Annotated in this window: 14 protein-coding genes; 3 read left to right on the top strand and 11 right to left on the bottom strand. The window is 29.1% G+C overall.

The features are described 5' to 3' along the window. Positions 1-18: 18 nt before the first annotated feature. Both ABVS04_RS05500 and ABVS04_RS05495 read left to right on the top strand, forming a co-directional pair. Positions 19-615 (top strand): hypothetical protein, encoded by a 597-nt coding sequence (locus tag ABVS04_RS05500; protein ID WP_368029664.1) that lies wholly within the window; start codon positions 19-21, stop codon positions 613-615. A 1-nt stretch (position 616) separates the two neighbouring features. Further along, on the top strand, positions 617-883 hold the full coding sequence (locus tag ABVS04_RS05495; protein ID WP_368029663.1) for a hypothetical protein: 267 nt from the start codon (positions 617-619) through the stop codon (positions 881-883). A gap of 81 nt (positions 884-964) precedes the next feature. On the opposite strand, the gene ABVS04_RS05490 is transcribed toward ABVS04_RS05495, so the two are convergent. The 3 genes from ABVS04_RS05490 to ABVS04_RS05480 form a co-directional block, all read right to left on the bottom strand. Then, a complete protein-coding gene (locus ABVS04_RS05490) occupies positions 965-1,327 on the bottom strand; it encodes a type II toxin-antitoxin system HigA family antitoxin (RefSeq protein ID WP_368029662.1) in 363 nt (120 codons plus the stop codon). Positions 1,328-1,329: 2 nt separating this feature from the next. Beyond that, a complete protein-coding gene (locus ABVS04_RS05485) occupies positions 1,330-1,623 on the bottom strand; it encodes a type II toxin-antitoxin system HigB family toxin (RefSeq protein WP_368029661.1) in 294 nt (97 codons plus the stop codon). Between the two features lie 130 nt (positions 1,624-1,753). Then, on the bottom strand, positions 1,754-2,629 hold the full coding sequence (locus tag ABVS04_RS05480; RefSeq protein ID WP_368029660.1) for a hypothetical protein: 876 nt from the start codon (positions 2,627-2,629) through the stop codon (positions 1,754-1,756). 255 nt (positions 2,630-2,884) lie between these two features. Between ABVS04_RS05480 and ABVS04_RS05475 the strand changes: the two genes are divergently transcribed. Further along, positions 2,885-3,202 (top strand): hypothetical protein, encoded by a 318-nt coding sequence (locus ABVS04_RS05475; protein ID WP_368029659.1) that lies wholly within the window; start codon positions 2,885-2,887, stop codon positions 3,200-3,202. Positions 3,203-3,246: 44 nt separating this feature from the next. On the opposite strand, the gene ABVS04_RS05470 is transcribed toward ABVS04_RS05475, so the two are convergent. The 8 genes from ABVS04_RS05470 to rplA all read right to left on the bottom strand — a co-directional run bounded on the left by ABVS04_RS05470 (position 3,247) and on the right by rplA (position 16,027). Further along, positions 3,247-4,464, bottom strand: coding sequence for a tyrosine-type recombinase/integrase (locus tag ABVS04_RS05470; RefSeq protein WP_368029658.1), 1,218 nt, complete (start codon positions 4,462-4,464; stop codon positions 3,247-3,249). Positions 4,465-4,617: 153 nt separating this feature from the next. After that, on the bottom strand, positions 4,618-4,905 hold the full coding sequence (locus tag ABVS04_RS05465) for a YciI family protein (protein WP_368029657.1): 288 nt from the start codon (positions 4,903-4,905) through the stop codon (positions 4,618-4,620). Positions 4,906-4,980: 75 nt separating this feature from the next. Continuing rightward, positions 4,981-5,109, bottom strand: a complete 129-nt coding sequence (locus ABVS04_RS05460; protein ID WP_368029656.1) for a hypothetical protein — start codon at positions 5,107-5,109, stop codon at positions 4,981-4,983. A gap of 306 nt (positions 5,110-5,415) precedes the next feature. After that, positions 5,416-9,939 (bottom strand): DNA-directed RNA polymerase subunit beta', encoded by a 4,524-nt coding sequence (gene rpoC, locus ABVS04_RS05455; protein ID WP_368029655.1) that lies wholly within the window; start codon positions 9,937-9,939, stop codon positions 5,416-5,418. Further along, complete coding sequence (gene rpoB / locus ABVS04_RS05450; protein WP_368029654.1) at positions 9,932-14,077, bottom strand: DNA-directed RNA polymerase subunit beta; 4,146 nt, start codon at positions 14,075-14,077, stop codon at positions 9,932-9,934. Before rpoB ends, rpoC begins: the two co-directional genes overlap by 8 nt. Positions 14,078-14,250: 173 nt before the next feature. After that, entirely contained in the window at positions 14,251-14,622 is a 372-nt protein-coding gene (gene rplL, locus ABVS04_RS05445) for a 50S ribosomal protein L7/L12 (protein ID WP_368029653.1), read from the bottom strand. Between the two features lie 52 nt (positions 14,623-14,674). Beyond that, positions 14,675-15,163, bottom strand: coding sequence for a 50S ribosomal protein L10 (rplJ, locus tag ABVS04_RS05440; RefSeq protein WP_368029652.1), 489 nt, complete (start codon positions 15,161-15,163; stop codon positions 14,675-14,677). 165 nt (positions 15,164-15,328) lie between these two features. Next, positions 15,329-16,027, bottom strand: coding sequence for a 50S ribosomal protein L1 (gene rplA, locus ABVS04_RS05435; RefSeq protein WP_368029651.1), 699 nt, complete (start codon positions 16,025-16,027; stop codon positions 15,329-15,331). Between the last annotated feature and the right edge of the window lie 75 nt (positions 16,028-16,102).

The raw sequence follows: 16,102 nt of genomic DNA, 5'->3' as shown, positions 1-16,102 counted from the left end.
AATTTCAAGGAGCCCTATTTGTCATTTGTAGTATACAGTATTAAAGGTGGTGTTGGAAAGACAACTCTATCTGTACAGATTTCTCAAATGTTTGATTATACATATGTAACAAACGATTCTCACTCATCAGCTCATAATTTAATGCCAGAAGAAAAAGGTTTTTTGGTTTCAAGTGAAGAATATGATGAAATTCCATTTGATGAAAATATTGTATATGATTTTGGTGGATTTAAAGACACTAGAATTAACAATATTATCAAGCAAGCAAATAAAATTATCATACCAACATTAACTTCAATTGTTGATGTTCAAGCTACAATGGCAACATTAAAAGATGTAGCACAGATAAATAAAAATATCATAATTGCTATAAATAGAACAAAAAATAATAATAAAGCAATTGAGCTAAAAGAATACCTATCGGATGAAATAAAGAAATCATTTCAAGATTTGGATATTTCAATAGTTTTTGTTAGAGAATCTTCTGTTCTAGAAGATAGTTTATTCGATTGTGAATATGTTGAAACTAAAGCTGGAACTAATAGATTTAAAAGACATATTTATAGAAATGCCATAGAAGATATGATTATATTAAAAAAAGATTTGGAAAAATAAAATGGGATATGCTGATAAATTAAAAAAAAATAGTTCCAAAATACAAACTAGTGAAAAGGTACTAGAAGAAAATACAAAAAAAAAGCAATTAGGACGACCAAAAAAAGAACAAAATCAAGTAAGAAATACAGCAATTCCTGTAGCGTTAAATCAACTTGAGAAAGAATGGATTGAAGAACAAGCCTTAAAAATGTCACAAGAAATTGGAACAAAAATCACTACATCTGCTTGGATGAGAATGACATTGTTAAAAGATATGAACAAATAATATAAACTACTACTTTTGATTTAAAACAAAAAAATCATCTATCAGCCTAAAAGAGACTTCTTGTCTCTTTTAATAGTAATTTCAAATTGGTTTTACTAATATTTCCAAGGGAATATGTAAACCCTCAGATAGATTTTTAACCATAGAAAGAGATAAAGATATTTTTCTATTTAAAAGTTCTGATACTTTACTTTTATTCCCAATATAAACTACTAAATCCTTCTGTTTTAGATTCATCTCTTCCATTCTATATTTTATGGCTTCTATTGGGTCTGGTGTTGATATATTCCAATTTATTTCTTCATATTTTTCTACTAATAAAACTAAAATTTCAAGTTCATCACTTTGGGCTGTTCCTAGTTCTGGATTTAGCTCCATTAATTCATCAATTCTATTTAGAGCGTCATCATACTCTTTTTCATTTCTTATAATTTTTAATTGCATGGTTATATTTCCTTTGCATTTATTTTGTCATATTGGGCATGAGTACCAATAAATTTTACTCTAACAATTTTTCTTAAATAATCAATATGAACAATTAATCTATAGTCATTACCTTTAATATTAAAAACAACTCTATTATCTTCTAAAAAAGATGCATTTGAATACATTTTTTTAATATCATCAGGTGTTTTCCACTCAGCTTTTCTTGTATCAAGATGCCAAACTTCTAACGGAGTTTTAGCTTGTGGATGTTTTTCGTAAAATTCTATTAATGTTCTTTTGCTTATTACATTCATTTAGTATTGTACCTCTTGTTCCTTTATAGGGAACTTAATTTATAGTTTATTAGATGAATTTACAATATATTTAAACCAAATATTATCATGACTGTAAAAAAGCTGGTTTTTTACTAAATAATTTCAGGCTTTAGAAAGTCTGAATACCAAATTTAAGTAAATATTTTGGTAATACATCATCTAAATTCTGAATATCTTTATCCTCTAACTCTATCAAATTCAAGTTATACTTTTTATATATATCTTGTTTTTGTTTTTTTCGATTTAAATATTTTTCATCATTTTCATATCCCCAATACTCGATATAAACTTTTCCCGCAGGAATATAAAAATCAGAATATACATTTTCTTCTATAGGTAATTTTCTTTCATACGCATGAACTATTTCAAACATATATAACCAGTTATCAATTAACATTTCTGCTTTTGACCTAGTATAATGACCATCAGTTGCTCTATGTTTAGCTTCAAATTTTTCTCTAAAATCAACTTGTTCATCTTTAGTTTTATTTGGTTCTTCATGTTGACTATTTCCACTTAAATCTGCAATAGTTGATATTAAAGTTTTATTATTTAATATTTCAATAGGCCATTGTACATATGGAATTCCTGACTTAAAATCTTCTGATTGAATTCCACCAGCTTTTTTACCTTGTTCTGTTAAATTCCAACCTTTTAAACCTTTTTTTGTCCAACCTATTTCAGATAATATTACATTCATCTTTCTTGCTGATAAATCAAAATGTTGTCCTATTTTAGTTGCAGTAATTATTTCAATTTTGAAATTATTTAAATCAATATTTTCAGGCCAAGCGATATATCTACCATACTGTTTATTCTCAATATATTCTCCTCCAAGAGAAATTCCTTTTTCTGTTAAAGTCCAAGAATCTTCTTCATTTTTTTCAATAAATCCTAAACTATTAAATTTTGCGAATAAATCTTTTGGTGATAATGAAGAATTTTTAGCCAATGAAGTAGTAGAAATTAATTTTATATTTGACATTTATAATCCTTATTGTGTAATTAAACAAATTTATTATACTTTGAAAATGACTCTCAAATGACTCTTTTTTGTTAAATCTAAATAAAAATTAACTATTGAACAACAAAAGTATCCTTTTCTTTATATATTCTCAACAATAACCATTATTTTCTCACTTAGATTTAACTAAAAAATCACATCCACTAAAAATATCCATAAAAATTGTGAATAAAGATATTAAAACAAATAAAAAAAAATACACATAAGGGAAAAATTATGACAACAATAGATATTGGAACTTTATCAAATAATGATTTGATACATAATCACAAAGTTTTTAAAAAAAATAGAAAATTGGAAACATTAAGACTATACAATTTTCATCTTGAACGAAGCAATAAAATCCCTTTTGAAAAGTATAAAAAAGGTGTTGTTTCTTTAAAAATTTTAATTGATAATAATTGGGATAAGCTTATTGCAGTCACTTCATCAATTACAAAAAAAGAAGAGGAAAGTTCATTAAATTTTTTTGTTAAAAAATTTGAACAAGAAACAACTTCAACTGAAAAAAGAAAAAGAAAATTAAGAAGGTAAATCATAATAAAAGTAAAGAAATTTTGTCTCTTTACTCATCCTTATTAAATAAAATTATCCAACCAATCAGCCCACCATTGTATCAACTCTTTTTTTTCATCAAAATATTTAAACTTTGATTCTCTATTATAAGATGCTTTTACTCTATTCTTCTCTTTATGAGCCAAACAAGCTTCAATAATATCAGAATGAAATCCATGTTCTTTATACAATTCATGTGCTATTGTTGAAAACATACTTCTAAAGCCATGAAAACAGTGTCTATTTTGATAACCTAATCTATTTAAAGTATCAGCTAAAGTCGAACCCGTAACACCTCTATCACTTTTTTGAGGTGAAGGAAATACAAATTTACTTCTATGTCTTGTGTAAGGTTCTATTTCTTTAATTAATTTTATAGCTTGTTTTGGTAAAGGACAAACAAAATCCACATTCATTTTCATTTTTTCTTTTGGAATTGCCCATAGACCTTTTTCTAAATCTAAATCATCCCAACACATGAGTCTAATATTTTCACTTCTTACAAAAACATAAGGAATAAGTTTGAATATAAATATTGTACTTATATCACTTCTAAACCTATCTTCAATACTATTTATATCTTTTAAGAGCTGTTTAATATCTTCTTTTTCTGTAAGCGCAGGAAGATGTTTTTCTTTGTTTTTCAAAAGTGTAGCTTTTTTATCAATATCAACTATTATATTATGTTCAACATACCCATTAGTAACTGCAAATTGATATACTTTAAATACAAGAGATAAAATCCTTAATCCTGTTTCAATTCTACCTTTTTTTTGCACATTCAAAATAATTTCAATATAATCTTTTCTTTCAATATCTTTTATTGCAATATTACCAATCTTATCCGTTACATTTTTTAATATTCTTTGATTTGTTTTCCAAGTTGCTTCACTAGAATTTAATTTTCTAATTTCAAGCCATTTATCTATAACAAAATTAAGCGTAATTTCTTCAGTAATTTTATTAAGTTTTTTCTCAGAAATAGGATTTATATTATTTTCTAGTAGCTTTTTTGCATCAGCTGTTTTATCCCTTGCTTCTTTTAAAGAAGTTTGAGGATAAACACCCAAACTCATAGATAATCGCTTTCCACCATATCTAAAATCTAATCTAAAAAATTTAGAACCATTTTTACGTACGATAAAATAAAGTCCATCACCATCGCTTAGATTATAATCTTTTTCTCTTATTTGTGCTTTTTTTAATTCTAATTCTGTAAGTTTTTTACTTGTTCTTTTCATAATGACAGTACACCATTTTAAATATTTTTTGTACTGTCAATTGTACTGTTTTAAAACTGAGCTTTGAGTAAATTTATTGATTTTAGTTGAGACAAATTGAAACTTATAGAAGCCCAATTTGTCGATATTTATGAGTTGATTTGAGATTAATTGCTATTGTTTAGGAAGTAACTTCATAGGCACGATCTGGAATTCATCCATATTCCATACATTATTTTTTACATATGGCTCATTTTCTAACCATTCATCTAATTCTTCATCTGTTTCAAAGTCAATAAATAAAGTTGATCCTACCATTACATCGTCTTCTATTAAAGCACCTGCATTAATAATTTTACCTTCAGCCATAAGTTTTCTGGCACCTTCAATATGTGCTTCTCTTGACTCTAGTCTTCTTTCTAGAGCATTTTCATTGTCATAAGCGATAACTAAATATTGCATTTATATATTCCTTTTTATTTTTATATCAGAATCTTAGCATATTAGAATAAAAATAAAGTGACAAAATGAGATTTATTATAATCCAGCTGCAAAAAGAAATGTTAAGGGGTAAATAAATACATTCATATATCTAAAAACTAGATTCATATTAATATTCATTGGAATAATTTGATTAATATCTTTTCCATTTAAAAGTTTTTGCATTATTGTCAATTTAAAACTAATGTCTAAAAATTTTATTACTAAAATAGAACTCATCCAAAAACTAAAATTATTAAGATAAAAAGATAAAAATATTGTATAAAAAAATGTTGTATGTAGTAAAAAATATAAAATGATATTTTTATTAAAAATTGAGAAATTATTATATATTAAACCATATAAGGTATCAGATTTTTGCCATGTAGATTCAAAAAATTCTAATGCGATAAAGATTAAAAATAGAGATAAGAATGACATTTTATATTTTAAAGTATTTAAACAATAGAGCAAAAGCTCTATTGTTTAAGATTAATGTTCAGAAAATTTAATTTTTTGATTTTTGTATAGACCAGTTCCAACAGGAATTGTTCTACCAATAACAACGTTTTCTTTTAAGTCTTCTAACATATCCATTTTAGCAGATATAGCAGCTTCTGTTAAAACTTTTGTTGTTTCTTGGAATGATGCAGCTGAGATAATAGAATCAGATGTAACAGCAGCTCTTGTAATACCTAGTAATAAAGGTTCAGCAATAGCAGGTTCACCACCTAATTTTATAATTTTTTCATTTTCAATTTTAAATTTCTTTTTAGAAATCATATCTCCAACGATAAACTTAGTATCTCCTCCATCTAAAATAGCAACTTGTCTTAACATTTGAGATGTAATTACCTCAATATGTTTATCAGCAATATTAACCCCTTGAGATCTATATACTTGTTGTACTTCAGAAACAATAAAGTAATGTAAAGCTTTTTCTCCAAGAATTCTTAATACATCATGAGGAGAAACTTGTCCATCTGTTAATGCTTCACCAGCATGAACAAACTCACCTTCGTGCACTAAAATTTGTTTAGATTTCTCTACTAAATACTCAGTATTATTACCTGTATTATCAGAAATAATAATTCTTTGTTTATTTCTTAATGGTTTACCAAATGTTACAACTCCATCAAATGATGCTAATACAGCAATATTTTTTGGTCGTCTAGCTTCAAATAATTCTGATACCCTTGGAAGACCCCCAGTAATATCTTTTGATTTTTGAGTTGCTTTTGGTGTTTTACCAATAATATCAGCTACTTCAACTCTTTTACCTTCAGCAACGTTTAACGAAGTTTTAGGATCAAGTGAATATCTAATAATCTCTTTATCATCTGTCGCTAAAATAATTGTTGGTTTATATCCACTTGGAATATACTCATTAACAACTAATTTAGAAGTACCTGTTAATTCATCAAATTGTTCAGAAACAGTAACCCCAGGGATAATATCTTCAAATGATATTGTTCCAGCTTTTTCAGCAATTGTAGGATTTGCATATGGATCCCATTCTGCAATTACAACTTGCTCAGCCGTTTTAGGTACAGCAATTATAGAATCTTTTTCAACTTCTGTATTATCATTTAATTCAATTAATGAACCACGTGCTATATAATGTCTTAATGCTTCTCTATCTTCACCATCTACGATAACAGCAAATACACCTTTGTCTGTTACAGTATCACCTGCTTTTATATCTTCTCTTCTTTCTAAATAATCACCTGTTAATTTATAATATTTAACATTTCCCTTTGCCCCTGAAGTTATAACAGAAGTAATTGGTGCTCCATCTTCAACTTTTAATTCTGAAGCAAATGGAATTCTATTTGGAATATTCCATCCATCTTTAATCATCTCTACGATTGATTCATTTTGTTCTACTTCAAAATTATTTGAATAAGGTAAATATAATTTCCCTTCAATTTTTCCAGAAATACCAGCTAACTCATTAGCTTTTGCAACATCATTTTTTCTTAAATAATATTTTTTAGTATCTTTTCCATTTGTAATAGTTAAAATAGTCTCTTCGTGAATTGTTTCAACATTAACTTTACCTTTAAATGGTGCATTTATTTTTGGCTCAACAAGTAAAACACCAGCATTTCTTCTATTTGCAACAATGATTTTTCCATCTGCTTTAACATATTTTTTGATGTTATAGTATCTAATGAAACCTTCTTTATCAGCTTTTAATTCTCTTTCAGTTTGAGTAGCAGATGCTGTTCCCCCAACGTGGAAAGTTCTAAGTGTCAGCTGAGTTCCTGGCTCTCCAATTGATTGAGCAGCAACAACTCCAACAGCTTCACCTGGTTTTGCTTTTCTTTGCTCACCAAGATTTAGACCATAACATTTTGAACATAATCCATTTTCAACTTTACAAGTTAATGGAGTTCTAATTGTTACTGCTTTTACTTCAGCATCAGCAACAACTTTTGCATCTTCTTCAGTTATTAATGTACCCTCTGCAAATAAGATTTCATTTGAAATAGGATCAATAATATCTTCAGCAATAACTCTACCTGTGATTCTCTCTTCTAAGCTTTCAATTAATTCATTACCTGAAGTAATATCTGTAATTTCGATACCTTCGTGAGTTCCACAATCTTCAATTGTAATTCTTACATTTTGAGATACATCAATTAACTTTCTAGTTAAGTAACCAGCATTTGCTGTTTTAAGTGCTGTATCCGCAAGACCTTTTCTAGCTCCGTGAGTTGAAATAAAGTACTCAAGTACGTTTAGACCTTCTCTAAAGTTTGAAATAATTGGTGTTTCAATAATAGAACCATCTGGCTTAGCCATAAGTCCCCTCATACCCGATAACTGTCTGATCTGTGCAGCAGAACCCCTAGCTCCTGAATCGGCCATCATATAAATAGAGTTGAATCCATTTTTATCAGTTTTAACTAAATCCATCATTTCAGAACCAAGTTTATTGTTAACTTCTGTCCAGATATCAATAATTTTATTATATCTTTCTTGCTCAGTTAATAAACCTTGTGAAAATTGTTTTTGAACTTCAATAACTTCTTTTTTAGATTTAGTAATATGTCCAACTTTTGATTCTGGAACTCTAATATCATCAATAGAAATAGAAATACCTGCAACAGTTGCATATCTAAATCCTAGATTTTTTAAGTTATCTAGGAATCTTGGTGTTACTTCATAACCACCATGTTTATAAATATAATCAACTAATGTACCAATATCTTTTTTCTTTAAAATTTTATTCCATAAATTATTAGGTACAAAATTTGGTAAGATTTCATGAATAATTAATCTTCCAACAGTTGTATGAATAACTTTATCATCCAACTTAGTTCTGATTTTAGCATGTAAATCTACTTGCCCCATATCTAAAGCAATTTTTACTTCATTTACATCTGTAAATAATTTATGCTCTCCTTTAACACCATCTTTTTCTAATGATAGATAATAAATACCTAAAATCATATCTTGTGAAGGTACAGCAATTGCTCTACCTGATGCTGGTAAAAGAATATTCATAGAAGACATCATTAGAATTTTTGCTTCTGCAACTGCTTCTTGTGATAAAGGCACGTGAACGGCCATTTGATCCCCATCGAAGTCGGCATTGAAGGCAGCACAAACTAAAGGATGTAATCTAATAGCTTTTCCATCAATTAATACAGGGTGGAAAGCTTGAATAGAAAGTTTATGTAGAGTTGGAGCTCTATTTAACATAATTGGGTATTCATCAACGATTTCGTTTAGACATTCCCATACTTCATTTGCTTCAGATTCAATTAATCTTTTTGCAGCTTTTAAAGTAGTTGCATAACCTTTTTCTTCTAATTTAGCCATTAAATGCGGTTTAAATAACTCAAGAGCCATTTTTTTAGGAATACCACATTGGTCCATATTTAATGTAGGTCCAACAACGATAACAGATCTTCCTGAGAAGTCAACCCTTTTACCAAGTAAATTTTGTCTAAATCGTCCTTGTTTACCTTTAATAATTTCAGATAAAGATTTTAAAGGTCTTTTATTTGCACCTTTAACTGCATTTGCAGTTTTACCATTATCAAATAAAGCATCAACTGCTTCTTGAAGCATTCTTTTTTCATTTCTAATAATGATTTCAGGAGCATCAAGTTCTGTTAATCTTTTTAATCTGTTATTTCTGTTGATAACTCTTCTATATAAGTCATTAACATCTGATACTGCAAATTTTCCACCATCAAGTGAAACAAGTGGTCTTAAATCAGGTGGTAAAACTGGTAATTGAGTTAACATCATCCATTCTGGTTTATTACCTGAATTTAAGAAGTTTTCAACAACTTTCAATCTTTTAATTATAGTTTTTCTTTTAGCTTCAGATTTTGTAGAACCCATTTCTTCTTTTAAAACTGTTAATAATTCAAATAAATCAATAGTTTCTAATAAGTCTCTAACAACTTGTCCACCCATGTTTGCATCAAAACCTGTGTGTTCAAATAAATCAGAGATAGTTCTATATTGTTCTTCATTTAAGATATCATATTTTTCAACTTTTTTAGTTTTTTCATTATCATAAAAAGCGTCACCTGCTTCACTTACGATATATGCTTCATAATATAATACTCTCTCAAGATCTTTAAGTTTAACACCTAATAATGTACCGATTCTTGTAGGTAAAGATGACACCATCCAAATATGAGCAACAGGAGATACTAAATCAATATGTCCCATTCTGTGTCTTCTTACTTTTGAAGAAGTAACTTCAACCCCACATTTTTCACATACAACACCTTTGTATCTCATTTTTTTGTATTTACCGCAAAGACATTCGTAATCTTTTACAGGTCCAAAAATTTTCGCACAAAATAAACCATCTCTTTCAGGTTTTAATGTTCTATAGTTAATAGTTTCAGGTTTTTTAACTTCACCACAAGACCATGCTAATATTTTTTCAGGACTTGCTAATCTTAATTGGAAAGCCGCAAAATCTTGCGGTCTTTCTAACTCTTTAATTTCAATTGGTGATAATATTTTTTCGTTATTACTCATTGTTTTCTACCTCTCCAAAAATCTCTACATCTAAAGCTAGAGCTTTTAACTCTTTTGTTAATACGAAGAATGTTTCAGGTACACCTGAATTTGGAACATTTTCACCATTTGCAATAGCTCTATAAGCTCTTGTTCTTCCTTCAACATCATCTGATTTCGTTGTAAGCATCTCTTTAAGTACATTAGTTGCACCATAAGCTTCAAGAGCCCAAACCTCCATCTCTCCAAATCTTTGTCCACCAAATAGAGCTTTTCCTCCAACTGGTTGTTGAGTAACTAATGAGTAAGGTCCAGTAGATCTTGCGTGAACTTTTTCATCAACTAAGTGATGTAGTTTAAGCATATACATGTAACCTACATTTACTCTTTCCATCATTTTGTTACCAGTTTTACCATCATAAAGAACACATTTACCATCTGAATCAATTTTAGCTAATTCAAATAATTTAATAAATTCTTCTTCTTTTACACCATCAAAAATTTGTGTTGCAAATCTAACACCTTTTGACCAGTCTTGACCGTATTTGATTAATTCTTCATCAGTTAATTTATCCATAAATGCTTTACCATTCATAAGCTTAGCAACAGATGCAATTTCAGTCATTTTAGCTCTTAATTCAGAAATAAAATCAGCTTTTTTAGCTTCAAATATATCTTGAATTTGAGCTCCTAATCTTTTACCAACTAATCCTAAGTGAACTTCAAGAATTTGTCCAATATTCATCCTTGATGGAACCCCAAGTGGATTAAGAATAACGTCAACTGTTGAACCATCTTCCAAGTAAGGCATATCAACTTTAGGAACTATATTAGAAACGATACCTTTGTTTCCATGTCTTCCTGCCATTTTATCCCCAACTTTGATTTTTCTCTTAGTTGCGATATAAACTTTTACTTGTTTTATTACACCTGAAGATAAAATATCATCGTGCTCTAAAACTTGAAGTTTTTCTTCATGTTCATCTCTTAAATGAGATTTTTGTTTAATAAAGTGTTCTTTAATATCATTGTATGATTTTTCAATCTCTTTTGAATAAGAAGAAACTACTTTTTTCATAGCAAATCTATTTACATTTGATAATACATCAACAGGAATAGTTTCACCTTTTTTATATGTAACATCATCAAGTTCAACATCTTTGCTTAATACTGATTTTAATAATAAATCATTAATTTTTAAAATTTCTTCTCTGTCTAACATCAATAATTTATCATGATGTTTTAAATCTAATTCAGCTTTTTCAGACTCTATTTCAGCTATTGCTCTTTCGTCTTTTTCATAACCTTTTTTAGTAAATACTTTAACATCAACAACAGTACCTTCCATTGATGTAGGACATACTAAAGATTTATTGATAACATGTCCAGCTTTTTCACCAAAGATTGCTCTTAATAGTCTTTCTTCTGGAGTCGGTTTGATTTCACCTTTTGGTGTAACTTTTCCAACTAAAATCATTCCTGATTTTACATAAGTACCGATTTTAACAATACCTGAATTATCTAAATGTGTAATAGATTCTTCTTTAACACCTGGTAGATCTCTTGTTATTTCTTCATTACCATGCTTAAGCTCTCTACACTCTACTTCTTTTTCATAAATATGAATAGATGTAAATGCGTCTTCTTCTATTAATCTCTCAGAAAGAACGATAGCATCCTCATAGTTATATCCATTCCAAGGCATGAAGGCAACCATAGCATTAACACCAACTGCTAATTCACCTCTATCCATTGAAGGACCATCAGCAATTACTTGTCCTTTTTCAACAAAATCACCCTCTTGAACAGCAATTCTTTGTCCAAAAGATGTATTATTATTTGTTCTTACATTTTTATTTACAGAATAATGATCAATGAAAGCACCGTTTTCATCTTCACCTCTTACATAAATATTTTTTGCATCAGCTTTTTCTACAAGTCCTGCTCTGTTTGCTTTAATAGCTTCCCATGCATCACGTGCTACTGTTTTTTCTAAACCAGTTCCAACAACAGGAGCATTTGGTCTTAATAATGGAACAGCTTGTCTCATCATATTTGATCCCATTAAGGCTCTGTTGGCATCATCATGCTCTAAGAATGGAATTAAAGATGCAGCAACACCCATAACCATTTGAGAAGAAATATCAATTAAATCAATTTTATTTTTTTCAACTAATAAAATTTCCCCATCTAATCTAGCCTCAGTTAAAGCTTCTAAAATTTTACCGTGTTCATCAAGTTTTGTAGAACCAGGTGCAATAACTAATCCCTCTTCTTGAGTTGCTGTGTAATACTTAATTTCATCTGTAACAACACCATCAACAACAGTTTTATATGGAGCTTCAATAAATCCTAATTCATTAACTTTTGAGAAAGTTGATAATGTATTAATAAGACCAATATTTTGACCCTCTGGAGTTTCAACTGGACAAATTCTTCCATAGTGAGTTGCGTGAACGTCCCTTACTTCAAATCCAGCTCTCTCTTTTACAAGTCCACCCTCACCTAGTGCAGAAAGTCTTCTTTTATGAGTAACTTCTGATAATGGATTTGTTTGATCCATAAATTGAGATAATTGACCTGAAGTGAAGAATTCAGTAATTGTTGATGTAATCATTTTAGAGTTTACTAAATCATGTGGCATAATATCTTCTAATGTACCAGATAATGTAGTCATTTTATCTCTAATTGCTTTTTGCATTTTGATTAAACCAGCATGTAATTCATTTGCTAATAATTCACCAATTGCTCTAATTCTTCTGTTTCCTAAGTGATCTCTATCATCGATATGACCATGACCTGATTTAACTTTTACTAGGTATTGTACTGTTTTAATAACATCTTCATATGTTAAAGTTGTTACATATTCAGGTACATTAACACCTAATTTGTGGTTCATTTTCATTCTTCCCACTTTTGTTAAATCATATCTTTCTGGATCAAAGAATAATTTTTTAACGAATTCTTTTGCAGCTTCTTTAGTAACAGGCTCACCTGGTCTCATAACTTTATAAATTCTGATTGCAGATAAATCGTTTTCATCATCAATTTGCTCAGTTTGTTTTAAAAGTTTTAAAGATTCAGCATCAGCTTTAAATGCATTAATAATAGAATTATCAATACCAGTTGCTAAGTCATTTGCAATATCAAATGATTCAAAACCTAAATCTAAAAGTTTTTTTAATTTTAATTCATCAAGGTTAGTTAAAGAATCAAATAACACTTCTCCTGATTCTGGATCATAAATAGTATTAGCTGTTGATCTATCCATTAATTGTTCTAATGGGTATTCAATTAATTTAAGACCACCATCAACTAAAGCTTTTGCTTTTCTTGCAGTTAATCTTTTTCCAGCTCCAATAACTAAGTTACCTTTGTCATCTTTAACATCAAATTCAATTCTTCCCATGAAATCATCAGGATTAAATTCTGTTAAGAACTTATTGTTTTTAATTTTAATATTAACTATTGGATAGAATAATTTGATAATATCTTCTTTAGAATAACCTAATGCTCTAAATAAAATAGTAACAGGAACTTTTCTTCTTTTGTTAATTCTTACATATAATACATCTTTTGCATCATATTCAAAATATAACCAAGAACCTCTATCTGGAATAATTTGCCCAGTATAGATTAGTTTATTATCAGCTGTATTTGATTCTTCTTCTTTGAAAATAACACCTGGTGATCTGTGAAGTTGATTAACAACAACTCTCTCAACACCATTTACTATAAAAGAAGTTCTATCAGTCATTAAAGGAATTTCTCTAATAAATAAAGCTTGTTCCTTCATATCTTTTACACCGATTTTTTCACCAGTTTTTTCGTCAAGATCCCATAATGTAAGTCTTATGTTAATTTTAAGAGGAATAGAATATGTTAATCCTCTAACCATTGATTCTCGTACATCATATTTAGGTTTTCCTACGTCTGAACCTAGGTAGTCAAGTGTAATTCTGTTTTGAACGTCATGTATAGGGAAAATAGATTTAAATACTTTTTCAATTCCAGCAGTAGTTCTGTCATCTTGACCAATCATTAAAAATGTGTCATATGAAGTTTGTTGTAGTTGTAATAAGTTTGGAATTTCAATTTGTTGTGGATTTTTTGCAAAATCAACTCTAAGTCTATTACCAGATTTTAAAGAGTTTAACATTGTCGGCCTTGTTATAAAATTTGGTTAAGTTTTGCTTTTTATATTTCTATAAAGCACAAAAGCATCCATAAAGGATAGGGTTAAAATTTCATAAAATTTTAACCTTAGCCCTCAAAGATGCTGTTCTTATACAAGGCTAAAAGCCTTGTATAACAGTCATAATTAACGAGTAATTATTTAATTTCTACTTTAGCACCAGCAGCTTCTAATGCAGCTTTTGCAGCTTCAGCATCTTCTTTTGAGATACCTTCTTTAATTGTTGAAGGAGTTTCTTCAGCAGCAGATTTAGCTTCTTTTAATCCTAAACCAGTTAATGCTCTAATTTCTTTAATAACATTAATTTTTTTGTCACCTGAATCTATGATAACAACATCAAATTCAGTTTTTTCTTCAGCAGCTTCAACAGCAGCAACTGCTCCACCAGCCATAGCTACAGGTTGTGCAGATACACCAAATTTTTCTTCAAATTCTTTTACTAATTCTGATAATTCTAATACAGATAAACCAGAGATAAATTCTAAAACGTCTTCTTTAGAAATTGCCATTTCATTTTCCTTATAATTTTTATTTTTTTATTTTTATTAATAGCTTAAATAATTAAGCTGCCTCTTCTTCTTTTTTTCTTCTAAGTGCATCAAGACCAATAGTAAAGTTTCTAACTGGTGCCATCCATACAGATGCAAGCATACCAAGAAGTTCTTCTTTAGATGGTAATTTAGCGAATGCATTAACTCTAGCAGCGTCAGCAATTTCACCTTCAATGATACCAGATTTAATAGTGAATTTTTCTTTGTTAGCAGATGCAAACTTATCAGCTACTTTACAAGCTGAAATTTGATCTTCTGACCATAAGAAAATATTCGTACCACTTAATTCTACATCACCTAATTCTGCATTCTTAACAGCAACTGTTACTAAAGTATTTTTAGCAACTTGTACTTTAGTATTATTAGCTCTAGCATCTTTTCTTAAAGTTTCTAACTCTTTATGAGTAAGACCTTTATAGTCACATACTACAACCGCTAAAGATTGTTTGAATTCAGATGTTAAAAAATTAATAATCTCTGATTTTTGTTGTTTAGTCATATATTTCTCCTCCCTTCAAAACATCGACTTAGGCGGGACTTACAAGAAACGGAGGTGTCTCTTACCAGCTGTCTTCAGTTTTATTTCAGTGCTTTGAATAACACTCAATAATAAAGATTTAATCTTCATTATTGAATGCTAAAAAAAAATTAGATAAGGTAAACCTTATCTAATTTCCATAATTTCCATATTATCTAAAACAATTGATGGGCTCATTGTTAACGATATAGCTGCATTAGTAATATATCTACCTTTTGCAGTTGAAGGTTTTGCTTTATTGATAGCTGCGATAAATGCTGCAGCATTTTCTCTAATAGCTTCAGCAGAAAAAGAAACTTTTCCAATTCCAGCTTGCATATTACCTTTTTTATCAACTCTATATGTAACTTGACCACCTTTAGCATCAGTTACAGCTTTTGTAACGTCCATTGTTACTGTTCCAGTTTTAGGATTTGGCATTAAACCTTTTGGCCCTAAAATTCTTCCTACTTTTCCTACAATTCCCATACAATCAGGAGTTGCAATTAAAACATCAAAATTGATGTTTCCAGCTTGGATAGCTTCAGCTAAATCATCGTTACCAACAACATCAGCACCTGCTGCTTTTGCTTCGTCCATTTTTAAACCTTTAGCAAATACTGCAACTCTTACAGTTTTACCAGTTCCATTTGGAAGTACAACAGCACCTCTAATCATTTGGTCTGCATGTCTTGGATCAACATTTAAGTTAAGTGCAATTTCAACACTTTCGTCAAATTTAGCTGATTTTAATTCTTTTACACTTGTACAAGCTTCAGTTAATGAGTATTTTCTATTCTCAATTTTTTCTGTTAAAGCTTTGTATCTTTTTGAAATTTTTGCCATTATTATCCCCGCAATTATATTATTTTGCTACCGCCATTATTAAGTCTGGTGGTAAGACTTTCTTAAAACAGAATA

Source organism: Arcobacter sp. s6, assembly GCF_040884245.1.
Lineage (GTDB): Bacteria > Campylobacterota > Campylobacteria > Campylobacterales > Arcobacteraceae > Aliarcobacter.
This window is presented reverse-complemented; position numbering and strand designations above follow the sequence as displayed.